The 25,273-nt window shown below is 32.4% G+C and carries 16 protein-coding genes; 8 read left to right on the top strand and 8 right to left on the bottom strand.

Annotation, left to right across the window (positions count from 1 at the left end; all coding sequences use genetic code 11):
* The first annotated feature begins 28 nt into the window (after window positions 1–28).
* Complete coding sequence (locus PI23P_RS09560) at window positions 29–1,999, top strand: DUF2075 domain-containing protein (protein WP_004570621.1); 1,971 nt, start codon at window positions 29–31, stop codon at window positions 1,997–1,999.
* A gap of 242 nt (window positions 2,000–2,241) precedes the next feature.
* Here PI23P_RS09560 and PI23P_RS09555 read toward each other — a convergent pair whose 3' ends face one another.
* Both PI23P_RS09555 and PI23P_RS09550 read right to left on the bottom strand, forming a co-directional pair.
* Window positions 2,242–2,910 (bottom strand): LytR/AlgR family response regulator transcription factor, encoded by a 669-nt coding sequence (locus PI23P_RS09555; protein WP_004570620.1) that lies wholly within the window; start codon window positions 2,908–2,910, stop codon window positions 2,242–2,244.
* The gene (locus PI23P_RS09550) at window positions 2,907–3,977 is read right to left on the bottom strand and encodes a sensor histidine kinase (RefSeq protein WP_238300012.1); all 1,071 of its coding nucleotides are present in this window, start codon (window positions 3,975–3,977) and stop codon (window positions 2,907–2,909) included. Before PI23P_RS09550 ends, PI23P_RS09555 begins: the two co-directional genes overlap by 4 nt.
* A 231-nt stretch (window positions 3,978–4,208) precedes the next feature.
* Between PI23P_RS09550 and PI23P_RS09545 the strand changes: the two genes are divergently transcribed.
* The 5 genes from PI23P_RS09545 to PI23P_RS09525 all read left to right on the top strand — a co-directional run bounded on the left by PI23P_RS09545 (window position 4,209) and on the right by PI23P_RS09525 (window position 14,603).
* The gene (locus PI23P_RS09545) at window positions 4,209–6,530 is read left to right on the top strand and encodes a TonB-dependent receptor (RefSeq protein WP_004570618.1); all 2,322 of its coding nucleotides are present in this window, start codon (window positions 4,209–4,211) and stop codon (window positions 6,528–6,530) included.
* Between the two features lie 32 nt (window positions 6,531–6,562).
* Window positions 6,563–7,771, top strand: a complete 1,209-nt coding sequence (locus tag PI23P_RS09540; RefSeq protein WP_004570617.1) for a DUF4374 domain-containing protein — start codon at window positions 6,563–6,565, stop codon at window positions 7,769–7,771.
* Between the two features lie 1,556 nt (window positions 7,772–9,327).
* Window positions 9,328–10,788 carry a cryptochrome/deoxyribodipyrimidine photo-lyase family protein gene (locus tag PI23P_RS09535; RefSeq protein ID WP_004570616.1) on the top strand — a complete coding sequence of 487 codons (1,461 nt, stop codon included), beginning with the start codon at window positions 9,328–9,330 and terminating at the stop codon, window positions 10,786–10,788.
* A 126-nt stretch (window positions 10,789–10,914) separates the two neighbouring features.
* Entirely contained in the window at window positions 10,915–12,396 is a 1,482-nt protein-coding gene (locus tag PI23P_RS09530) for a cryptochrome/photolyase family protein (protein ID WP_004570615.1), read from the top strand.
* Window positions 12,397–13,241: 845 nt separating this feature from the next.
* A complete protein-coding gene (locus tag PI23P_RS09525; protein WP_004570613.1) occupies window positions 13,242–14,603 on the top strand; it encodes an L-lactate MFS transporter in 1,362 nt (453 codons plus the stop codon).
* Window positions 14,604–14,955: 352 nt separating this feature from the next.
* Here the strand turns inward: PI23P_RS09525 and PI23P_RS12530 are convergent, their stop codons facing one another.
* Window positions 14,956–15,135 (bottom strand): hypothetical protein, encoded by a 180-nt coding sequence (locus PI23P_RS12530; protein WP_155811766.1) that lies wholly within the window; start codon window positions 15,133–15,135, stop codon window positions 14,956–14,958.
* A gap of 88 nt (window positions 15,136–15,223) precedes the next feature.
* Here PI23P_RS12530 and PI23P_RS09520 point away from each other — a divergent pair, with 88 nt between their 5' ends.
* Window positions 15,224–15,928, top strand: a complete 705-nt coding sequence (locus PI23P_RS09520) for a hypothetical protein (RefSeq protein ID WP_004570611.1) — start codon at window positions 15,224–15,226, stop codon at window positions 15,926–15,928.
* A 1,218-nt stretch (window positions 15,929–17,146) separates the two neighbouring features.
* On the opposite strand, the gene PI23P_RS09515 is transcribed toward PI23P_RS09520, so the two are convergent.
* The 5 genes from PI23P_RS09515 to PI23P_RS09490 all read right to left on the bottom strand — a co-directional run bounded on the left by PI23P_RS09515 (window position 17,147) and on the right by PI23P_RS09490 (window position 23,628).
* A complete protein-coding gene (locus PI23P_RS09515) occupies window positions 17,147–18,733 on the bottom strand; it encodes a PepSY-associated TM helix domain-containing protein (protein ID WP_004570610.1) in 1,587 nt (528 codons plus the stop codon).
* Window positions 18,734–18,737: 4 nt separating this feature from the next.
* Window positions 18,738–19,013, bottom strand: a complete 276-nt coding sequence (locus PI23P_RS09510) for a hypothetical protein (RefSeq protein ID WP_004570609.1) — start codon at window positions 19,011–19,013, stop codon at window positions 18,738–18,740.
* A gap of 356 nt (window positions 19,014–19,369) precedes the next feature.
* A complete protein-coding gene (locus PI23P_RS09500) occupies window positions 19,370–21,958 on the bottom strand; it encodes a TonB-dependent receptor (RefSeq protein ID WP_004570607.1) in 2,589 nt (862 codons plus the stop codon).
* Window positions 21,959–22,080: 122 nt separating this feature from the next.
* On the bottom strand, window positions 22,081–23,004 hold the full coding sequence (locus PI23P_RS09495) for a FecR family protein (protein WP_004570606.1): 924 nt from the start codon (window positions 23,002–23,004) through the stop codon (window positions 22,081–22,083).
* 60 nt (window positions 23,005–23,064) lie between these two features.
* Entirely contained in the window at window positions 23,065–23,628 is a 564-nt protein-coding gene (locus PI23P_RS09490; protein ID WP_004570605.1) for a sigma-70 family RNA polymerase sigma factor, read from the bottom strand.
* 900 nt (window positions 23,629–24,528) lie between these two features.
* On the opposite strand from PI23P_RS09490, the gene PI23P_RS09485 reads away from it, so the two are divergent.
* Window positions 24,529–25,074 carry a flavodoxin gene (locus PI23P_RS09485; protein ID WP_004570604.1) on the top strand — a complete coding sequence of 182 codons (546 nt, stop codon included), beginning with the start codon at window positions 24,529–24,531 and terminating at the stop codon, window positions 25,072–25,074.
* Window positions 25,075–25,273: the final 199 nt, after the last annotated feature.

Genomic DNA, 25,273 nt, shown 5'->3' with positions numbered 1-25,273 from the left:
CGAAAAAATATAAACAAGCAAAATATTTATGAAAAGAGCCTATTACTCAAAATCCATTCAAGATTATTTATTAGATACCGAATCGAGTATTTTAGGCGAATTAACAGCAAATCACAGCAATAGAAGTCTTGAAGAATTACAAATAAATGCTTGGAGAAAACAAATAAACATATTAAAAAATCAACTTAGAGGATTTGAAGGTCAAATATATTTTGAATTTGCAATACCAAGAATGGGGAAACGAGTTGATAATATTTTAATAATAAATGATATAATTTTTGTAATTGAATTTAAAGTTGGTGATGGTGGATATGAAAAATATGCAATCGAACAAGCTATTGATTATACTATTGACTTGAAGAACTTTCACGAAGGAAGTCATCATTTGAAACTTATTCCCGTTTTAGTAGCTACAAATGCAGAAAACTATAAAGAGCCAATTTTAAATGTGATTAACCATAATAGTGTTGCAAAATCTAATCAATACAATATAGCTGACACACTTAAAACCTTCATAAACTATAATAGTAAACCAGTTAATATTGAATATTGGGGAAACTCAATTTACAAACCAACACCAACCATTGTGGAAGCTGCTAAAGCATTGTATAAAGGTCATAATGTAAAGGAAATAACACGATCTGATTCTGGAACAATAAATCTTTCCAAAACGACTGACTGTATTAATAAAGTAATTGAAACTTCAAAGTCTGAAAATTTAAAATCTATTTGTTTTGTTACAGGTGTGCCGGGTGCAGGAAAAACTTTAGCTGGTTTAAATATAGCTGTAGAAAGAATGAAAGCGGATGAAAATGAACATGCAGTTTTTTTGTCAGGTAATGGGCCCTTAGTGGATGTATTAAGAGAAGCTTTGACGAGAGACGAAGTTTTAACAGCTAAAGATAAAAATGAAAAAGTTACAAAAAAGCAAGCAGCAATAAAAGCCAATGCTTTTATTCAAAATATTCATCACTTTAGAGACGAATATTTAAAAGATGAAATAAATGCACCTATTGAAAAAGTGGTTGTTTTTGATGAAGCTCAAAGAGCTTGGACGAAACATCAAGTTAGTTCATTTATGAAAAGAAAAAAAGGAGTTGAAGATTTTGATATGTCAGAGCCAGAATTTTTGATAGACGTGATGAACAGACATTCTGATTGGTGTACTGTTGTCTGTTTAATCGGAGGAGGCCAAGAAATAAATACTGGTGAAGCAGGCTTGGAAGAATGGATAAGTTCTTTAAAAAATCATTTTCCAAATTGGAACATTCATTATTCAAATTCAATCTTAAATAGTGATAATTATCTAAAATCTGAAAATTCAAAAAACTGGTTAGTTAAAAATGGTATAAGTGAATTTGAATTACACCTTTCTATATCTATAAGGTCATTTAGATCTGAAAAATTATCTTCATTTATACACGAATTACTTAATATCAAAACGGAAAATGCAAAAAACATATATTCAGAAATAAGGGAACATTACCCCATTATTGTTACAAGAAATCTTGACAAAGCAAAAGACTGGTTAAGAAATAAAGCAAAAGGAAGTGAAAGAATAGGTTTAATCAGTTCATCTGGTGCAAGAAGATTAAGACCACTTGGAATAGACGTTAAAAATGAAATTTCGGCACCAAATTGGTTCTTAAACAACAGTCAAGATATACGATCTTCATATTTTTTAGAAGAAGTTGCAACTGAATTCGATATCCAAGGACTTGAAATAGATTGGGCATGTGTTGCTTGGGGTGGTAATTTTTACATGAATAATACTGATTGGAAATACCAAAATTTTAAAGGAACAAAATGGCAGAATATTAATAAAGATATAGATAAAGAGTATCTTAAAAACACATACAGAGTTCTTTTAACCAGAGCGCGACAAGGAATGGTCATTTTTATTCCAGAAAGCAGTACCCAAGACCATACAAGACCAAGTGAATTTTACGATAGAACATTTGAATACTTAAAGAAAATAGGAATAAAAGAAATAGGGTAATAAAGTACGAAAACACAACACCATGTATAATTAATTGCTGGTTCTCGCCTATCTACGAATGTCCTCGCAGACTTTCTTGGTCGGTAATTATTTAATAAAATACTCGCTTAAAACGCGCAACAAATGATATACAATCACGTTCCCTATAATTAAAAACAACCTAAAAAATTGATAAAAAGAAATATCATAGAAATTTTACCAGCAATTTTAGGAGGTCTAATTTATAGGACTTAGCGGATAGATTATTGAAAACGCTTCATAAATTTTTTCTTGAAGAACCTCCCTATTGGCAATTTTAAATTCTTTAAAAAAACAACATTTCCAGCAACCTTTTCTAAATGCTTCATATTTATTAAATAGGACTTGTGTATCTGACAGAAAAAAGCGGGATCTAATCTTTCCAACCATTGTTTTAAAGAGTCGGTGCTTAAATGAATTTTATCGACTGTAAACACTTCTGTATAGTCCGCATCTGATTTGATATATCGAATCGCATCCGTATTAATTTTTATATGTTCGTGACCTACTTTTACGATAATAGACTTCTCAGTAACTGTGTTATTCAGCAAAGGAAATTTTAGTATTGCTTTTAAAAATCGTTCATAGCGAATCGGTTTTAACAAATAATCTAAAACGTTCAGCTCGTAACTTTCAAAAGCATAATCAGAAAAAGCAGTCGTTAAAATTACTCTTGGACCATTTTCTATCGTTCTTAAAAATTCTATTCCCGATATTTTGGGAAGATGAATATCTAAAAAAATCAAATCAATAGGTTCCTTTTTTAAAAACTCATTGGCACTAATCGTATCTGTAAAAGTTCCTTTTAGGATTAAATTATCTGTATCAGAAATATACTTTTCAATAATATATTGTGCAGGTATTTGATCCTCTACAAGAATACAATGGATCATTCTTGTTTTTTTAATAAATTCATGTTCAATCCAACTTCAAAACGGTTGTTGATATCTGTAATTTCTAGATTGAACTTTTCTGGATACAGTAAATTCAATCTTTTCTGTACATTTTCCAAACCTATCCCTTGCGCAAGATTGTCTGTATTACTACTATCTAAATAGTCATTTTTACAACTAAACGTTAAAACACCCTCCTTAGAAACAGCCATGTCAACAGTGATTTTTAAATCAACAGACTGACTGGAGGTACTGTGTTTAAACGCATTTTCTATAAACACCATCAATATTAAAGGCGCAATAGAATAACCAGAAGAAAGATTGTTAAAAGAAACAGCAATCACCCCCCTACTACCTATCTGCAATTCATATAATGCAATAAAACTTTTTAAATGATCTATTTCTTTGTGAAGCGCAACATAATCTGCTTTACAGTCATATAGCATATATCTTAAAACGGCAGACAATTCTAAAATGATAGAAGGAGTCTTAGGAGATTCTTGTAATGCATATGCATATAAATTGTTTAAGTTATTGAACAAAAAATGAGGGTTTAACTGAGATTTTAAGAATTGTAATTCACTCTCCTTTACGAATAGTTTTAACCTTTCAACCTCTCTTTTTTTCGTATCAAAATCCCACGCAAATTTGCAACCAACAAAAAGGATGATAATAGGCAGTGTTTCTACCAAAGAAAATAATATGCCAGGAAAATAGGCACCTCTTGTTTTTGGGAAATAAATTTGTTCTAAAAAAAACTCATCTATTAATATGACAGCAATTATTAAAACAACAACACTACCCATAAAATAAAATCGTTTCCCTTTAAATAATAATTTAGGCAACAGCACATAATTAATACAATAAGCAGCAAACATATAATTCGCAAAAAAAGAAATTTTATACGGAATAAATTTCTGAGCAGTATCTGTAAAAGCAGAATACGCTTCCTGATTGATCGCATACACTAAATACAAGAAAAAAGTAACCACGGACTGAAATACAATCTCTTTACAGTTTTTTTTAATAAAAATGAGCATGTTCACTGTCATAAGAAATAGCTGCATGAATTCTTTTGTATGCGCATAAAAATTAATTTATTTTCAATATGCTGTTCGTCATATAATATAGGTCGTTGACGGATTTGTTCTTAAAATATTGAGATACATTCTGCATTTTTGTACTTTATTCTTATTTAGTCTAAATTATAATTAATGCACTCAAAATTACTGTTTTTTTATTTCATCTCACTATTTTTTTTAAAAACAATATCCGGTCAAGAGACTCCTAGAGTCATAATGGGCACAATAAGCAACGAATACAATGAAGCTGTAAGTAATATTCATGTATTGCTTAGCGGAACGCATATTGGAGATTTTACAGATATGAAAGGAAACTTTGAGCTTCGCAATCTTCAACTACAGGAATACCGTGTAGAAATTGTTGGTTTGGGTTTTCAAAAACAAATTAAAACCATCAATTTTTCAAAGTCAAAAACAATCCACTTACATATTATACTTAAGGAATCTGTCACCAATATTGAAGAAGTAACCATCGTAGGAAAAAGTAAAACAACGCTTATTGAGGAAACAGGATTTAATATACATTCAATAGATATCAAAAAATATCAAAACAAATCAACCGATGCCGTTGCGATATTAAACAAAACATCTGGGGTTAGAATTAGATCTAAAGGGGGTGTTGGATCTAATAACAGGGTCTCCTTAAATGGTCTTTCGGGAAAACAAATCCGAATATTAGTAGATGACATACCTATGGATAATCAAGGAGCGGCCTATAATATTAATAATATATCTGTAAATCTAATCGACAGAATCGATGTATATAAAGGGGTCGTACCTGTTCATCTGGGAGTAGATGCCTTAGGGGGTGCTATTAATTTAGTGACCAAAAGAAAAAACAATTCTTTTGTAGATGTATCCTACAGTATGGGGTCTTACAATACGCATCGGTTCAATGTAAGTGCTCAGTATAGAAATAAAAACAATGGATTTACGGTGAAATTAAACAACTCATATACCTATAGTGATAACAACTACACCATGCATGATGTGCAATATTTTGAGACAAAAACAATTATCGCAGACAACAAAGAGCAACTTGTTGATCGTGAAGTTACAGGAAATGTAGAACGTTTTCACGATCGATTTAAATCGATGTTTACAAACGTTGGAATTGGATTTTTGAATACAAAATGGACAGATGAATTTTTTGTAAACCTCGCCATCGCTTCTGTAGATAAACAAGTTCAGGGATTTAATAACACGCCTATTGGACAAGCATATGGAGAAGAAGAGAACAAAATGCTGCGCATGCGTTATAAAAAATCGGGGCTGCTGAATGATCGATTAAAAATAGACCTGTTTGCTCTTTATAATGAGATAAAACAAGTTGCGGTAGATACCTCCTCCAGAAGATATCGTTGGGATGGAAGTTATAGGATCAATATAGTCGATGATCCCAGAGGAGAAAGGCTTGTAGATAAAACGTTCTTTGTGGCAGACCAACAACAATCATTGTACAGGGCGAATTTAATATATAAACTAGCTGATACGCATCAATTTATTTTAAACCATAACTATTCCAATGTATCTAGGCAGGGTAAAAATACAATCGATTTAAATGAAGAGCAAGCTTTTACATCCCCCAATACATTAGAAAAAGCAATTACGGGGCTATCGCATGCTTCTTCTTATTTTGATGGAAATCTAAAGTTAGAAATAGGTGCAAAATATTACAATATACAGACGCTTGCCAAACAAGTAATCACATTTACAGATCAATCTAGAGAAATACAAAATTTAAATACAAAGCAGCAAGAGATGGGATATCTAATTGCCTCTAGCTATTTTGTCAATCCCAATTTATTGATAAAAGCATCTTTTGAAAAAGGATTTAGAATGCCCGAACCCATAGAAATTTTTGGAGACGGATTGTCAACGGCCTCTTCCCCTACTTTGGTACCAGAAACAAGTTACAATACCAATTTAGGTGCAAAATACACTCTGAATTTTAAGAACGGCTTTTTAAAAAATGAAATACATGTTTTTAGGAGAAATGTAAAAAACTATATCCGTTTAAAGTTTTTAGGACTTATAAGTGGGTACCAAAACGATCCAGATGTACTTATTAACGGTCTTGAATATGAAGTTTCTTATGCGCTACATAATTTTAAGATCCGCAGCAATGCAACGTGGCAAGCGGTATTAAATAATCAAGATTATGAAACAGGTTCTATAGAAGAAGCTGTTTTTGAAAAGGAACAACTTCCTAATACCCCTAAGTTTTTTGCCAATTTAAATGCCAGTTATAATTTTCCGGATCTCATACATAATATAAATACCTCTGTGTATTACGGCATTAATTACGTGGACGCTTTTTATATCAGTTACGAAAAAACTGCGCTACTCACTAATAAAAATGAGATTCCTCCACAGTTCTTAAATAATTTTGGCGTTACATTTTCAACAAAAAATAAAAAACACAATTTAAATCTACATGTAGAAAACATGTATAACAGCACCGCCTTTGATAATTTTAAACAACAAATACCCGGAAGCGCAATGTATGTAAAATACCGCTTTTTTTTAGACATGTAAATTTTAAACAATAACTATAAATAATAGAAACAATGAAGATTAAAGTATGTAAACTAGGATTAATTTTTACACTAATATGTAGCGTATTAGCCTGTAATAACAATGATGACACTATAACAGATATTGACCCAATAGATGCAACCAATAATTATAAATATCTTTTGGCCCTGTCATTACCAACAACAGATCTATACCCTTTTCATGTATTGGAAGAAATAGAAAGTGGAACTGCATCTATTTACAAAGCACAAGAAATTCCGGATTTACCTTACAATCTTGTGGTAAACGGTAAAGATGGGTATGTGTATTTAAATTCTGAGACAAAATTAACGAAATACGAAATCGATGATACTGGCGTATTTTCAGAAATAGCTTCGATGCAAAACACAGGAATTAGTGGAGGACCTGTATCCGCTTTTTTACCAGACAATAAAATGATTGTTTCCACAGGAGCGAGATCTGCTGCTGGCGCATCTGCAATCTATCAAATTATTGATTTAGAAACCATGACTGAAGACAGCACAGGAAGTATTGTTTTACCTTCTGAAGATACAGATTTAACGTCTCCTTCGTTGTATATTTATAAAGACAACAAATTGTTTGTCCCTTATTTTAAAGCAGGTGCAAAATGGGCTCCTTATGATACTGCATCAATCGCAATTTACAATATTGAAACCTTAGAACTTGAAAAAGTAATTACGACGGACAAGGCAGCTGGTTTAGGATTTAGCGTAGTTTCATCGCATGCAATTACAGAAAATGGTGATTTATATATTACATCGAGTAATACAAATTATTGGGTAGGAAACGAATCGATACCCTCAGGAATTGTAAAAATCAACGCTGGAGAATCTGAATTTGATGATTATTTCTTTGACTTGTCTGCAAAATTTAATGGAAACCATACAGGAGGAATGGTTTATGCTGGCAACAATAAAGCCATTGTACAAGTATTTAGAAGTGACTTAATAACCAAATATGCAGATTATCAAGGAGGCTATGTAATTGAATACCATTCAATAGATTTAACGACCAAAGAAACGACTAAATTGGACATTCCAATATCTAAATATCCTAGAAATATGATGCAGTCTCTTGGTGATGGCAGAGTAGCGATCATTGGAAATACTGAAACCGAAGGAAACAATGTGTATATTTATGACGAAACGACCCGAACTGTAACAAAGGGATTGGAATACAACGGAACAGAAATGATTTCTGCTTTTTTACTTTTTAAATAAAAAAAGACACCCTTTTGTCGTGGCAAATGCCATCTCTATTTTTGCAGTACGATGCAAGATACGTGCAGTTTAAACAATCGTGCGAGTTTTAATAACATCCTAAAAATTGTCTTAGCGTTTTTTATAAACGCTGAGACAATTTTATTGAATATAGATTTAATAACTTAAATCCATTTCACACAAGTCACATCACTCCTACGTCCTCTCGACTGCGCTCGATACAAGCTCGTAAAAAGCGTGTGCAATAAACAGCTGTAGAAGAAAATTTTAGAACTCATTTTTCAAGAAGGTGAAAAAAAAGCCTTGATTTTACCCAACGCTCATAGCACATAAGGCTAGCGCATATATTGAAAAGCAATTGTTGCACTAAAATTACTGCTTTTACTTATTGTACGACTTTAAACGATTCATTCTATTTTTTCATATTCTTGTATTTTATATTTTATATTTTAAACTTAATTAATAAATACGCAAAAGAGATTGATATCTTATTTTTCAACTACACCATAAGTTACGTGTATGTAAACTGTGTAATGTTTAGTTCATTTCACGCGATAAAATGCGTACCATAAGCTCTCTAATCATAAAGAAGAATGATCTTCATGTAATTCTTTAATATCATTCCGTCAGCATTTTAAAAACTGAAACGTATAACCAAAATCAAAGAAAAAATTCATTTTGATGTATTTATTCAACGCTATTGGTAGTGCTGTTGTCTTTCCTCGCAAAAATATTATCGCTATCGGTAAGGTTTTGGAAGTCTCCGTAAAATGTATGAGATGTTTTTTTCTTATTGCTATTAATCGTTACTCCAAATTTTAAATCTATTCTCAGGTACTCTTCTTGTTGCTCATAAACGCTGCATCATTTTGTAAAATTTCAGATCCTGCATTTTGCGAAGCTCCTAAATTATTCAGTTCTTAAACAATACTTTTGTTTAATGATAGATTGTAAAAATTAAACATTTTGTATCTTTACGTTCCGTTAATTGACATTTATATTTCTAAAAAATAGAATTATGTTTGGGTTATTTAAAAAAAAAGCCAAACATACGTTCTATAGCGCATGTTAAAAGGGAGTCATTGAGGCACTTCGTTTTTTTTCAACGAAGAGCCAATTAAGACATCGGAAGGTTTATCCGGCTGAAGAGATTATGAAACCATTAGAGAGGTTCAAAATAAAACGACGGAAAACCAGCAACTGGATACTGCAGTCTATAACAAAGAGACTTAAAATTTAGTTTCGCATTCCCGAAAAAGGGGTGTTGAAGTTACTGTATGACAAACGCAAGACGTCTCATTTTAAACGTTGGAGAAAACTGGTATTAATGGTATAAGCCTGCAACATTTAAAAAAAGAAGTCAGGAGAAAGTTGGTTTAAATGCGACAGATAACGCGCAATTTCCGAGAAAAGAATACGCAAACGTGCGTACAAAATAAGAAAAAACGGATGTACGTTTAAAAGAACAAGTGATCCCAAAGATTAAAGGAGTAATTTTCTATAAAAGACTGCTCCCTTTCCTTTTTTGTATGAAAAAACGATAAAAAATTACATTTTTGAATAGAGAACCCATAAATATAGTTTGGTTAAAACGAGATCTTAGATTACGAGATCACGTGCCTTTGCATACAGCAGAACAAAAAGGGGTTCCCTATATTATAATTTACTTTTTTGAACCCAGTATTATTGAATATCCAGATACGAGCCCCAGACATTTACAGTTTGTATACCATTCCCTAAAATCACTTGACAAGGGCTTGGCAAACTACAATCGCAAAGTAGAGGTGTTTTATGGAGAAGCTATGGATATTTTTAATTTTCTGAATACACATTACAGCATTCAACAGCTTTTTAGTTATCAAGAAAGTGGCCTAAAAAAAACTTGGCAGCGCGATAAAAAAATCAGAGCATTTTGTGCTATAAACAACATTTATTGGGAAGAAAGTCAACGTGATGGAATCATCAGAGGTCTTAAAAATAGAGATACTTGGAACAAGAGATGGCATGCTGCCATGCACACCCCTATTCTAAAAAATAACTATTCAGTTTCAAAATTAAATACGGTAGAACATGCCTATGTATTGCCTCAAGAATTGGTTGCTAAGCTAGAAAACTATCCGAAGCACTATCAACCTGCAGGTGAAGAAAATGCCTGGCGGTACCTTACATCTTTCACTCAAAAAAGAGGATTTAACTACCACAGACATATCTCTAAACCTACAGAAAGTAGAATCGCTTGTAGTCGATTATCGCCTTATTTCGCTTGGGGAAATATCAGTATCAAACAAGTCTTTCACTATGTGGGTAAGCATCCGAATGGAACAGCAAATAACCGTGCCTTTTCTGGAATGCTAACGCGTTTGCATTGGCATTGTCACTTCATACAAAAATTTGAAGTAGAGTGCACGTATGAAACACTTTGTGTGAATAAGGGGTATGAATTACTAGCGCACAAGAAGAATGCGTTGTTTCTAAAAGCCTGGAAAACAGGACAAACAGGATATCCGCTTATAGATGCGTGTATGCGTGCTGTAGAACAAACAGGATGGATTAATTTTAGAATGCGCGCAATGGTCGTTTCTTTTTTAACCTTAAATTTAGATCAAGACTGGAGAGATGGTGTATACCATTTAGCATGTCAGTTTTTAGATTATGAACCCGGCATACATTATCCTCAATTTCAAATGCAAGCAGGAACCACTGGTATTAATACCGTGCGCCTTTACAATCCTGTAAAAAATTCTGAAGAACACGACCCACAAGGTGTCTTCATTAAAAAATGGGTTCCTGAACTAGAAAATGTTCCAGAAGCATACATACATGAACCTTGGACAATGAGTCTTATGGAGCAAGCCTTTTGCGGTGTAGCCATTGGTGAAGATTATCCTTTGCCCATAGTAGATCTCAAAACAAGCGCAAAATTAGCGAGAGATAAAATTTGGGGACATAAAAAACATCCAGCAGTTACCGCTGAAAAATACAGAATTTTAGCAACACACGTGAATAAAAGACGATAGAGAAAGTGCAATTACAACAAAAAGTAGGAGAATTGTGCGAGCACTTTGACTTGGCTTAAAAAATAGGAAGAGAATTAAGAAAGCGTAAAATGTTGCAATAAACGGTTTAAAAAAAATAAAACATACATGAAAACAGTAAATCTAATTTTTCCAAATCAACTTTTTGAATCATCTCCTCTTTTAGAAAATGGTTTTCCTATATATATGATTGAAGAATTTACCTACTTCAAGAAATTCAACTTTCATAAACAGAAAATTGCATATCACAGAGCGACAATGAAACATTACGAAGCTTTTTTAGTTTCTAAAGGGATTGAAGTTATGTATATAGAATCCACAGAGAATCTTTCAGATGTTCGGAAATTAATTCCGTTCTTAAAATCAGAAGGGATTACTAATTTCAACTATATAGACCCTATAGATAATTTGCTTCAGCAACAAATTGAAGAAGGGTGTATTTCCAATACTATTGAAAGAACAGTATTTGATTCACCATTATTTTTGAATAGTAAAGAAGACTTACAACCTTTTTTTAGAAGTGATAAAAAAAAATACTATCAAACCTCTTTCTATACAGACCAAAGGAGTAAAAGAAATATTCTGATCGATCCCGACGGAAAACCAACTGGAGGAAAATGGACTTTTGATACTGAAAACAGAAAAAAATATCCGGCAAAAAAAATACCGCCTACGATTCAATTTCCAGACGTAGATTCATTTTATAAAGAAGCATTAAACTATGTAAACAAGAACTTCTCAAAGAATCTAGGGAAACTTTCAGAAAATTCTTTATACCCAACAAATTTTGAAACCAGCAAACAATGGTTTCAACAATTTTTAGAACAACGCTTCTTAGAGTTTGGTACCTATGAAGATGCTGTTGTTGCAGAGAATTCTATACTAAATCACAGTGTTTTAACACCAATGTTAAACGTAGGTTTACTTACTCCAGAAAATATTGTTGCGCAAAGCATTGCTTTCGCGAAAGCGAATAATATTCCTATCAATTCATTGGAAGGTTTTGTGCGTCAAATAATAGGCTGGCGAGAATTTATGCGTGGTTTTTATGAAAGTCGGGGAAGTGACGCTCGTACACGTAATTTTTGGGAATTTACTAAGAAAATTCCAAAGTCGTTTTATGACGGAACAACAGGGATTTACCCAATAGATGAAACCATTAAAAAAACACTAAAAACAGGATACTGCAATCACATAGAACGTTTAATGATTTTAGGCAACTTTATGATGCTTTGCGAATTTGACCCAGACGAAGTATACCGTTGGTTTATGGAACTCTTTATAGATAGTTATGATTGGGTTATGGTGCCAAATGTATATGGAATGAGCCAGTTTGCTGATGGTGGTTTAATGGCTACAAAGCCATACATAAGCGGTAGTAACTACTTAATGAAAATGAGTAATTATAAAAAAGGGGAATGGCAAGCAGTTTGGGATGGTCTTTTTTGGCGATTTATGGATACCCATCGCGGTTTCTTCAAGAAAAACCCGAGGTTGGGAATGTTGGTTTCTATGTTTGATAAAATGCCACAAGAAAAAAGACAACAGCATATTAAAAATGCAGAAGATTATTTAGCGAAACTTGAATAAGTGTCATTGTTTCTTTTTTTTATTATTGTCAACGGTTTTGATCCATAGATAGAATTCCATTCCATACACATTGCCCCTTTGCTCCTATCCCTTAGATAAACTCAAGGCAGGCTAGCTTAGGGCAAAGTGTATTTACGCGTGCTCTTATACTTGAAAATAAAGACTCGTGAACCCTAAAAGAGTTTCATTACATTTTTTAATAAAGATTTTAGGAAGAAAAAAATAAAGAAGATTTGAATATTTAGAAAGAGTATTCCTAAACTTAAAAATGACAGATGTTTCTTTAGTAAGAAAACAATGGATTGGATCTGGTTTAATGGTATGCAAAAAAGCACCAAAAAACCTTTTTTTCAATGGCAGTATATGGCATAATTAGCCCGACACCTCATCTGGTGAAAATGAGTTTAACCAGATGGTTTTTTCAAATGATAAAGGGACTTCTATTGCACAAAAAACTGAAGGCGGATATTTGAAAAATACAAGTAGTTATATCCAGGAACTTCCCTTACCGAATTCATAGATTAAAATAAATATACCCCCATTGCCATTTGTTCTGAATGTGAAACAAAAACTACCATTTGGCAATGGCGTAACTCCTGACTAGCAGGTCATACTGAATTTTGAACAGTATATAAAGAGTCTAAAAGCACCTTTAGAATATATTTTAAAAAAAATTAGCAAGGGTACATAACAAGCTGCAACACCATACATACGTAATTGTTGATTTTAGCGAATTTAGAAAGTCATTGCGGACTTCAGATAGGTATTTATTCACTAAATTTAGCATTGAAAAAAAAGGCAATTCAGTGCACACAAACACCTTATAAATATTTAAAATTATTGATTTGTATTTAAACAAAGAGAACAGTATCGCAAAAAGCAATTACAAGCGTTGGTTTGCGCCAATTGCTGCCTTAAGTATTCATTTATGTATCGGCCAAATTTATGCCTTTAGTGTTTTTAATAAACCACTCACTAAAATTATTGGCATCACAGAACAACTGCCAGAAGATTGGACACTTTCTGAATTGGGTTGGATTTTTACGCTTGCTATTTTCTTCTTAGGGGCTTCTACGGCCGTTTTAGGAAAATGGGTAGAAAAGGTGGGGCCAAGAAAGACAATGTTTTTTGCAGCAATCTTTTTTAGTAGCGGCTTCTTACTCTCTTCTTTAGGTATTTATATTCATGAACTTTGGATGCTCTATTTAGGTTCTGGGGTATTGGGAGGAATTGGTTTGGGGTTGGGATATATCTCACCAGTAAGCACCTTAATGAAATGGTTTCCAGATCGCCCTGGTATGGCTATCGGAATGGCTATTATGGGTTTTGGTGGTGGGGCGATGATTGCCTCTCCTTTAAGCGTCTATCTAATTGCGCTTTATGGAACCGAAACCTCAACGGGAGTATCAGAAACCTTTTTAACTTTGGGTTTACTTTATTTGGTAATGATGCTGTTTGGCTCTTTAATTATAAAAATCCCTCGTGAAGGTTGGAAGCCTGAAGGATTCGACCCCACTACCGCCAGGAAGAGTAAATTAATTACAACACAAAATGTTTTGGTAGATACAGCGGTGAAAACACCACAATTTTGGTTGCTTTTTATGGTATTGGGATTAAATGTAAGCGCAGGAATTGGTGTTTTAAGTCAAGCCAGTGTCATGATACAAGAAATGTTTAGCTCAGAAAATAAGGGAGCTACGGAAGCAGTAACGGCGATAGATGCTGCTATTTTTGTTGGATTACTTAGTTTATTTAACATGATAGGTCGAATTGTATGGTCTACATTAAGCGATTATTTAGGTCGCAAAACCACCTATTCCATCTTCTTTATTTTGGGTATCTTCTTGTACATATTGATTCCATTTACGGTTCAAATAGGCAGTATGTTCTTATTTACGGTAGCCTTTTCTATCATTATTAGTATGTATGGTGGCGGTTTTGCTACCATACCAGCTTATTTAAGAGATCTGTTTGGCACCAAACAAATTGGAGCGATTCATGGAAAATTGTTATTAGCTTGGAGCATGGCAGCTATTATTGGGCCGATAACCATAAATTACTTAAGAGAATATCAAATGGAAGTTTTGAACGTACCAAGTGCCGATGTCTATAACTTAACCATGTACTTAATGGCTGGTTTGTTATTTATAGGACTCCTGTGTAATTTATTTATTAAGCCTGTCGATTCTAAATACCACAATGATTAAAAACAACTTCTGGCAAAGAATTGAACTAAAAAAAAATTCTTTTCTTCATTAAATTAGTACCCTATTTTTCTAAGCTTAAAATAGTACTATTTCATTTTTTAAACTTTTATTTTTAATTTAAACACTGCCTATTTTAATAAAACGGAAACGTTTTGCTCCTCTTAAAAAAAACCTGTTTTTACGATCGCAAAACGTTGTTTGGTGCAGGGTATTTAAAACTGCTATTGCTGAGCATACCTGCGGGTGCAAAATTAGCATGGATCCTCAAAAATTTAAGAAAGGTCCTATTCTTGAAAAAAAGCTAGTATAACCAACAAACTGTGGTTACAAATTTCGCGTATCAACCTAATATTCAATGCAACCAATAACTTACAATATTTTTCAAACGAGTTTCAAAGGTAGGTACTGTTACATGACTTGCTTTCAATGGAAGATCAAAAGAACGAGAGCAAGGTGATGCATGCAGGTAAAAAAACAACGGATAATAATCTGCAGGAACAAACTCTAATTTTAGCATCCCTACAAAAGTCATATCGGATTTTATTAACTAAATTTGGAATCTAAATATTTTATAACTCGAATACTAGCAGTTCGTCGTAAGTAAAAAACATTTTTAATAAATGAAAGAACACCTGAGTATTTTAATTGATGACAAGAACATTGATTTATGGAATGAATTGAGTGAGATATACGAAATTGAATTAATTGCAAGTCCAGAAGAACTTTATAGGTCGAAAGTTTCGGATAATATTGCCCTCATATACATTAATGAAAAGGAATTGAGTTCAATTTCTTTTACACGCGAATTACTTCAACTCTACTTGAAGTCCAAAAATGTAACCATCGCCGAAGATTTTGACAATGCCTTGAAAAACTCTGAGAGAATTGATACTCTTTTTTCTAATGGTTTAAAAGAACATATAATTAATTGCCTTGAAAATGAATTAGTACTTCCTATATTTTTAAAAATGGGGTATAAAAATCAATCATTCACTGATGATTTTAACAGTCCTAAAATGAATAAAAAAATGTTGGATATGCTCTTGGAGCGATATGAAAATAAAGGGGTTTATGACCGAGAAGCTTTAGAGTTTTTTATAGGCACATTCTTAGCAATGAAGTCCTGTAATAATGTATCCTTTAATTATCATAAATACTTCATCGCTTTTCAAAAATTAGATAAAAGACTGTATTTCTTATTGTCTGAGTTTTGGCTCGATTGGAAAACCTATGATTTTCAAGATGATGCCGACCACTATGATAAAATTTTGCAATATTTCATTGCAGACGTTAAGAATTGGATATCAAAAAAAAAGATCTCCTAAAAAGTTCTTAAAATCAGCGCAAGGGGAACTTCCATTTTAACAAAAAGTAGGTGCAGCTTGCGGAAGACCTTTTGCACAGCATAAAATTTAAAAAGAATTGAAGACGTAAAACACTGAAGTAAAAGTTGTTAAAAAATAAAATATAAATAGTAAACTCAATTTTGCCAAATCAACTTTTTGAATCATCTCTTCTTTTAGTAAATGGTTTTCCTAAATAAGTTATTGGATAATTTCTGTTCTTTAAACAACTTAAGTTTTATAAACAGAAAATTGCATATCATAGCACGGCAATGCAACATTATGAAGTTTATTTGGCTTCTAGAAGGGTCAAAGTGATGTGTATAGAATCCCTAGCGGACGTCTCAGATATTCGAGATTAATTCCATTTTTAAAATCAAGAAGTGTCACTAATTTTAACCTTTCAGACCCTTTAGGTCATTGACTTCGGAAATGAATCGAGATAGGAAGTATTTACAATACTATTGAAAGCACAGTATTTAATTCACCATCATGCCTTAATGGTAAAGAAGACATGCAAGTTTTTTAAAAGTGATAAAAATACTACACATGAAACCGTCTATAATTAATAACTGGTTGCCGACACTTTATGTGGCCTAAACAAAAATTATACCTTATTTACGGAACGCATTCGATGTTACCGCTTCTACCCTATCTCATAGTTTAGATGCTTTTATGACATCAAAATACACAAAGTTTTCTCCTGTTTTATTCCGAGACATTGTGATAAACAAAGAATACATACGAAAGGCATTGCACACATAATTATTGAAATAGAAACCAATGTTTTGTGTGTAAAATTTATAAAGTTATGCGAAAACCAGCATAAAAAAAGATTTCATAAAAGAGGACAAAAATATAATACACCGATTTCAAATAGTTTTATAAAAATGTCATAATAAAGTAGTTCGATATTTATTGCAAAGCAAATTCATATTTACAGTTTATGTGTTAATAATAAGTGATTTAAAAATATATCTTTTCTGTTTATGTGGTTTGGGAAGAGTTGTTACTGTGTACCTCTTTTAAAGTGCTAAATTTAGAGTTCTTTTGCAATTGCTTTTTATCAAAAAAAAAAAGCAAATTCTCATGAATAATATTGATGTTTTAAGAATTCAAATCAAATATTCTTAAACTTATAGTCATCTAACAATTCGTAATAATTATTTTTTGAATGCGTATCGTTTGGCTATTTAGAACTCAATTCTTTTTCCTTAACCTAAATACAGCAAATACACTTAGTGTTCCAATACCCAACCACAATACATCAAAAACAAAAATACCATAATTTTCATTTAAAAAAGTTCTCCAAATCCAGTTACCTGACAAAAATCCATTAACCAAAGGAATACATAAACCTAAAACACCGCCTAATAATAAGGTGTATTTATTCGTGAAATAATTATCTTTTTTAAACCAAAAGAAGAGCGCTGATAAAAGCCAACCTCCAAAAAACACCCAATTCAAAATTAGTTTTCGTTCGAGGTTAAAATTTTCGGGAATTAATTTAGATACAGTAAAAGCCAATGCTGTAATAGGAAACAGCGTTAACGATATAGCTAAATAAATAACACCTACCTGCTCATTAAAACGCCTCTGTTTTTCTTGAGCATTCTTTTTATCTCTTGCTGTTAGCCAAATCAATACGCCGGTTATAATTACAAAACAGGTAATTAAAGAAAGTATAAAGTAAATAATTTTTAAAAAATAATGAGTCCAAACACCTACATTACCAAATTCTGCATGGTGGAGATTTCCTGCAACTTCGTACACTGATTTGGTATAACTTAAATTATTTGGGTCTGCTATTGAGGTGATTTTATCAGTCGCAAAATCATACGAAATTTGTGCATTGTAGTAAAACTGCTTTTCTTTATCAACAACTCCAGAAACAGTAATACTACTATTTTGATTCCCATAACGAGCAACGCGAATACTTTTTGTTTGAAAATCTTTCCAAGAGGTTTTTAAACTGTCTAAAAAAGGATGTATCAATTGCACTGAATTTGTAAACTCAGGGTTGGTATACCTAACCTTATTATTAATAATTTCTATTGTATTCTTATCTGTAATACTTTCAGGAAGCATATTTCCCAGCGGTTTTATCAATAAACCCAAACAAAACATAGCTCCTGTTAAGGCATACATAAATTGAAAGGGCAATCCTATCATGCCTAATACGGTATGTGCATCTGTCCAAATGGTTTTTAATTTTGCGAACGGACGAAACACATAAAAGTTAGAGACCATCTTTTTCCAATGTACTATTACTCCGGTGACGATCGCAAACAAAAAGAAAAAGGAAACAAAACCTGCTAAGTAATAACCAGGTAAACCACCTAATTGGAAAAAAAAGTGTAATAAATAAAACAAACGATCTAGGTTGTATTTTTCGTGTATCTCTTTAATGGAAAATGTGCTTTTATTAAAGTCTTGCGTTATTAATAACTCTTTAGCACCCCCATTAATGGCCAAACTATCTTTCGATTCAAAAAATAGCGCATATAAACTAGTTGCATTTTCTTTACGAATATAAAAATCCCTTTCATAAACGGAATAGCCTGTACTATCTAATTTTCTTAAGATTAGATCTAGATTAATATCCATTACACCGAATTCATTTGTAGCTGTGGTTTCTGCGATCGTTTCTTCATTTTCCCAGGCTTTAATTTCGGTTCGGAACAAGGTAAAAGCCCCTGCAAAAAAAATGATATAGAGCGCAACGCTGATAACAATACCCGTTACGGTATGCAAACGAAAAAAACGATTGAAATTTAATTTATCCATGTACTTAAAGATATAATACCGATAGTAATAGTAGAGATACTCCTAAATAAAGCAACCAACACGTCCATCCATTTTTAAAGAAAAAAGGAAGTAACAACAGTGTTGTCCAAACGATAAAAAGTGTAAATGTTGCTGTTTCCATAACGGCCTCTTTATCAAACCAACGCAAGAAACAAGCGTGTGCTAAAAGGGAGATAGCATAACCACCGAGTATGCCTGCCGTTATCTTTGCAAAACGTTGCCAATTAGATTTTTCAAGATATTTAGGATTTGCTGGCATATTTTAATTTTTTTTAGAGGTAAAAAGCGGAAATAATAGAACAACCAAACTGCCAACAACCATTAATGCCACAAGTGCTATGCATATACCTGAACGGAACCCATAGTGCACTCGGTATAAATAGAACGAAATACTAAGGCAGAACATACCTGTAATTTTAGAAATCAGCACATGTTTTTGTATCCATAAAACGAGGTTGTTTTTTTGTAATACAACTTTTTTAGAAGTGTTATACAATGCATAAAAACCTAAAAAAAGTATTAAAAAAGCAAGTATTGGCATATTAAAAAAAGGTTTGTAAAATAAACGGTCTTTACCAAAATAGCAAAGACCGTCTAAGAATCTAAATAAAATTGTTAAAATTTCAAGGTTAAGTTTGCAGTAAAATTACGAGGATTTTGAGCTGCTACTGCAGAACTATCCCAGTACTTTTGGTTGGTGATATTATTAAATTTTATACCAAACCTCCATGTTGATTGTTCATAAAAAATAGTGCTATTAAGCAAAGTATATTCTGGAACATAGAATACATTATCACTTGACCTATAAAGTTGATCCACAAAATTGCCACCAACACCAACACCTAAACCGTGTAATTTTTTTTGAAATTTGTAAGAAACCCAATAATTGATAACATTTTCAGGAGATCCTGAAGCTTTATTACCTTCTATGCTTGCGTCTTGAGCCCTGACAATACGGTTGTCATTGTATGCATAACCAAAAACAACATTTAACCCTGCTACAGGATTTGCAATGAACTCAAAGTCTATTCCCTTACTTACTTGCTTACCATCTTGTGTAGCGAAATTATTAGCATCGTACCTTGTGGCATTATCGATAGCAATATTATAATAACTTAGAGTAGTACTTAATTTTTTATCAAAAGCTTCTACTTTTATACCTCCTTCATACTGGTTCGCATATTCAGGATCTAAAACTAATTGAGAACCGTCTGGTTGCGTTACAGGTGAATTGTTATTAAAACCATTCATATAATTACCAAACACAGACAATTGATTCTCAACAACTTGATAAATCAAGCCTAACTTTGGCGATAACGATGTTTGTTTGTAACCCTCTCTATCTCCTATTATTTCACGATTATAATTATCTAAACGCAAACTAAACATTGCAGAAAATTTTTCTGTAAAATCAATTACATCGGAAACATAAGCACTAAATGTTTGTTGATTTGAAACCAAATATGTGTTTTCAGATAGCACTGGATCCACATCACTTTTACGAATTACATCAAAATCTGTAGTCACATCAATAGTATCAAAAAAACCGGTAAAACCATAAGAGAATTGAGCCGTAGTAGTGCGATAATTTGCCCCGATTAAGATATTGTGCTTTAAATTTCCTGTATTGAATTTACCATTGATGTTTTCTTGAATATTGGTGTAATTATTATAAATCGGTCCATACAATCCTACTCTTCGGCTGACTTCAGTTGGAGATTTCCAAGTCGTGTAATATTGATAACTACGATCTACATCTTCCCCAACAAAAGAAAATAAGGTCGTAGATTTCCAGTTTTCTGAAAGTTGATATTCTGCCTGAACAAAAGCTTTTGATGCTGTTGTTTCAGCATCAAGATCTTCGTTAAATAAAGCGGTTTCATAATCGAATTGCACATCATTAGGATTTGTAATTCCTGAGTTCGCATCATAACGACGAAATTCTGGACGGGTGTTGTTCGCTTTATATAGTTCGGCATCTACTGTAAATGTTAATTTATCTGTAGCTTTATAGACGAGACTTGGTGCTATTAAATAAGAGTCGTTAAAACCATAATTTAAAAAGCTTTTTTGCTTGGTTACAGCTGCATTTAGCCTAAATAATACTTTATTGTCTTCTGTTAGTGGTGTGTTAATATCCGCAGTAAGTCGGTTTAATCCAAAACTACCTGTGGTGTAAGACACTTCTGTTTTTTTTGTTTCCTGCGGTTTTTTCGTAACTAAGTTTACGACACCTCCATAAGAGGATGCCGAAGAGCCGAATAAAGTTCCTGAAGGCCCTTTTAATACTTCAATACGTTCTACATTCGCTAAGTCAACAGATGAACGACCTGAGACCGTTTCCATACCATTTCTAGCATTGATTCCAGTTCCAAATCCTCTGAATGTAATACCGATTCCTCCTGAAGAAAAAGTAACAGGCACTGCTCCCACAGTATTTCTAAATGCATCATTTACGTCTACTACTATTTGTTCGTTTAGTAATTCATTCGTTACTACATTATATACTTGTGGGTTTTCTATGTTTTTTAGGGGCATACGAGCTACATAGTCTGCTTGTTTATCAGCATATACTCGTTTTCGGTTACCATTTACAATTACTTCTTGTAAAGCTTTACTCGTTTCATTTAAAACAAAATGAACTTGTGTATTCTTGTTGGCAACGATGCTGATATTTTTTTTTCGCTTTTCGAAACCAATAGAACTTGTTAAAAGGGTATATTCTCCCTCGGGTGCAGAAAAACTATAATACCCATTTTCATCTGCTGATATACCAAATTTTGTATCTTCCAAGAGTAGCGATACAAATGAAGCAGGCTTGCCATCATTCGTTGTTATTTTCCCTGAAACCTGTCCTTTTTCGGCACTCCGCTGTATTAAAATACTAGTCCCTAATACTTTATAATAAATTTGATATTTTACCAAAGTTTTATTTAAAACCTCCCGAAGTGTAGCGTTCGTATAGCTTTTATTAATGTTAATATTTTTCTTTACGGCATCTGGCTCATAAGAAAAAGAATAGCCTGTAACTTTTTCTATTTTACTTAAAGCTGATTCTAAATTTTGATTGTTAAAGGTAATGGAGATTTCTTTCTCTAAAATCGAATCTTGAGCAAATACGGTATTGAAATTTAGACTTATTAGCATAATTACTGCTAATTTTAAGACCTGTGAGAAACACAGATTGGTACTATAATTTTTCATATTTTTGTATTGTGTTATTTTTTATTGAAATTTAATGGCATAACACCAGTATGTAGTTTGAACGCAGCATACTGGTTGTTTTATTAATCGTTTTTTATTTTTATCTTTTCATCTATTATTTTTTAATAAATCGTTATTATTCTTCCTTCTGATCGGTATTTAAATTTTAGCACAAAACTCATTTTTTGCATTAAGTCTTGTAATGAAGGGTTGTTATGCTTGCCTCTATACAGTCTGTTTTCCAATCCTTGTTTTTCTACTTTTATAGTTACACCATAAAAACGCTCTATATCATGCATTACTTCTTTAACCGTTGTTGTTGTGTAAACAAGCTGTTTTTGCGCCCAAGCTTTAGAGAGTGAACTGTTCACCTCTTTTATTTCTAAAATATTATTTTTTAAGACCACCCGTTGATTTGGTGCTACAATAACTCCATCGTTTTTATGCGCTCCTTTTTTATAAAACAACACCTTTCCTTCATTTAAAGTAAGTGTCGTTGCATCATTAGTGTATGCAGAAAGATTAAATTTTGTGCCTAAAACTTCCGTTGTAGTGGTCCACGTTTTTATAATAAAGGGATGTAAACGATCTTTAGCAACTTCAAAATAAGCTTCTCCTTCTAATTGGACCGTTCTTGTATTGCCATAAAAAAATCTAGGAACTATTAATTTACTTGCTGCATTGAGCGTTACAATTGAACCATCATTTAAGGTAATGGTTTGTATTTGTCCTATTTGGGTTTTATATTCATTCGTGCTATTTAGAAACAGGTAACTTCCTAATCCTATAAATAAGGCTATTGAAGCTGCCATACTCCAAACTATTCTTCTAGAAACACCTTTTTTAGGTTGCGTAACTTTAAAAGCTGATATTTTTTTCTGTACGGTATTTCTTAATTTATTTTCTAAAAAAAGAGAAAAGGGCACGCCTTCTAAAATAGCATCATTTTCATTTGATGTATTTAGCCAATGTTGTACTGCTAATTTTTCTGTATCAGAACATTGCCCGTTACTGTACTTTTCTAAAATTTGAGGTGTTATTTCCATAAATAAACAATCGTGTTCATTTATATAGAGCCAAAATAAGAAGAGGAGTCCTAGTTGATTTTAAAAAAAATATAAAAAGATAGAAATAACAGGTTGAATATGTTTTTTAATAAATGACAATGCTTTTGTTATGTGATTTTTTACAGTCTTAGGAGAAAGATTTAATGCTACAGCGATTTCATTCGCATTAAGTTGGTTTTCACGGCTTAAACGATATATTTTTTGACATTGACACGGTAGTTGGTTTACTACTAATTGCAGATCTTCTTCAAGAAATGTTGTAATTGCCTCATTGTGTTCTATTACATCAATAGTAAACTCGTTTTCTTCACAAAGGTTACATGCTGTGAATACATCCTCTCTGTTTTTTGTTTTAGTTCGATAATATTTAATGATGCCTGTTTTTGCAGATTTTATCAAATAACTTTTTATAGAAAAAGATACTTCTAGTGCTCCACCCCGTTTCCATAGGCCAATAAAAACATCTTGTACAATTTCTTCAGAAGCGATCGTGTCATTTGTACTTTTATAACAAATGGCGTATAATAGCTTCCAATATTTTGTGTATAATTGGTCTATTACAAGGCTATCTTTTAGGTTATATGTTTTGTTTTCAGCTTTCATTTAAATTATATTTAAGACCAAAAAATAATTTTGTAAATATATAATTTTATATTTATTTAGATTAAATATAAATAATAAAATAAACTTTTTTTGGAAATAACAAAAAAAATAATAAGGGGTTGTTTTTGATGTAGTTAACCCTTTACTAGCTAAACATATGAATTAAGTTTAGTATTTTCCATTCCACACACATTTCACTATCTACTAAAGACATTTCATAAAAAGCGCATGTACTCGCTCTCTTATATTTTTAGAAATAAGAGCTGGTGAGCCCAAAAGGGTTTCAATATATTTTTAAAGACACCTTAAAAACAAATGACGGTATCGTATAAGATTTGGCTTTTATCAAATCGAAGTATGAAATGCACGCAAGCCCTAAAATATAAACCAATGAGTAAAGAAAAGTGATACAAAACAGCAAATGATAGTACATTTTTAATTGGGGTGTTGTCAGTAACGATTTCACAATTAAAAGCCATTTATAAAAAAATCAAATAATCGCTATCATTCTATATGCTATTAATCATAACAGAAAACTGTTAACTACAGCAGATATTGGTTTGAGGGTGTTTTAAAATTTGGCAGCAAGAGTAAATTATACTCCCGCACAAATCCATAAGGGACAAGCACAAACTGGTATGCTGTGCAGAACTCATCTTTAATAAAAGTGATGCTTATTATTTCTCCGATAGCACTACAAGTAAAACGCTTCGTAGCGAATGCAATTTTTTTAAACCTCTGTTCGCATGCATTCAGATATTATCTAAAAAGCTGGACCAATGCGATTGCTAAATAAAATTGAGCACATGCATCTGTAGAACTCTAAAATATAAAAACAATTCTTATTTAGTTTAAATAAATATAACGTAATTTTACATCACAATTAATATACGCTACAGCATGGAAAATATAGCCTTATTTTATGGATCTGAAACTGGAGTTACAGATGACATCACCCGTGATTTTGTTTCTCTTTGGGAGCAGGATACGCTAGACTTAATGGAAATAGGAGACGCCACAGTTACCGATTTTAAAAAATATGAAAAGCTTATTTTCGGTTTGTCTACTTGGTATGATGGTGATTTACAAAGTGATTGGGAAGATTTTTTTGATGATTTTAAAACGATTGATTTTACAAATAAGACTGTAGCTATTTTTGGTTTAGGGGACCAAGTAGCCTATGCAGAGTATTTTGTAGATGGAATTGGTATCTTGGCCAAAGAGGTGCTTAAAAATGGCGGTAAGATTATAGGGTATTGGCCTACGAAAGGGTATCAGCACACCAATTCTGTGGCAATAAGTGAAGAAAATACCGAATTATTTTATGGTCTTGCCATAGATGAGGACAACGAGCATCAGCTCACAGATGAAAGATTGAACACTTGGATTTCTCAAATAAAAAAAGAATTTCAAAGCACCGAAGCCGAATCTAAAGCGGCCGTTTAAGCTCAATTTATTTTGTAAAAAACAAGCAGAACTGCCTTAAATAAAAATCTGTAAGATCCAATATAAAACGGTTAGACATGTCAAAAAGAAACCAGAGGCCACTTTTTTCAGCAGTCCTCTGGTAGGCAGTATTCTTTAAAAACACATAATTAAAAACCAAACAAGTAAAAAAAAAACTATAATCCTTACAGCGTATTTA

It is taken from the genome of Polaribacter irgensii 23-P, assembly GCF_000153225.1.
Classification (GTDB): Bacteria; Bacteroidota; Bacteroidia; order Flavobacteriales; family Flavobacteriaceae; genus Polaribacter; species Polaribacter irgensii.
This window is presented reverse-complemented; position numbering and strand designations above follow the sequence as displayed.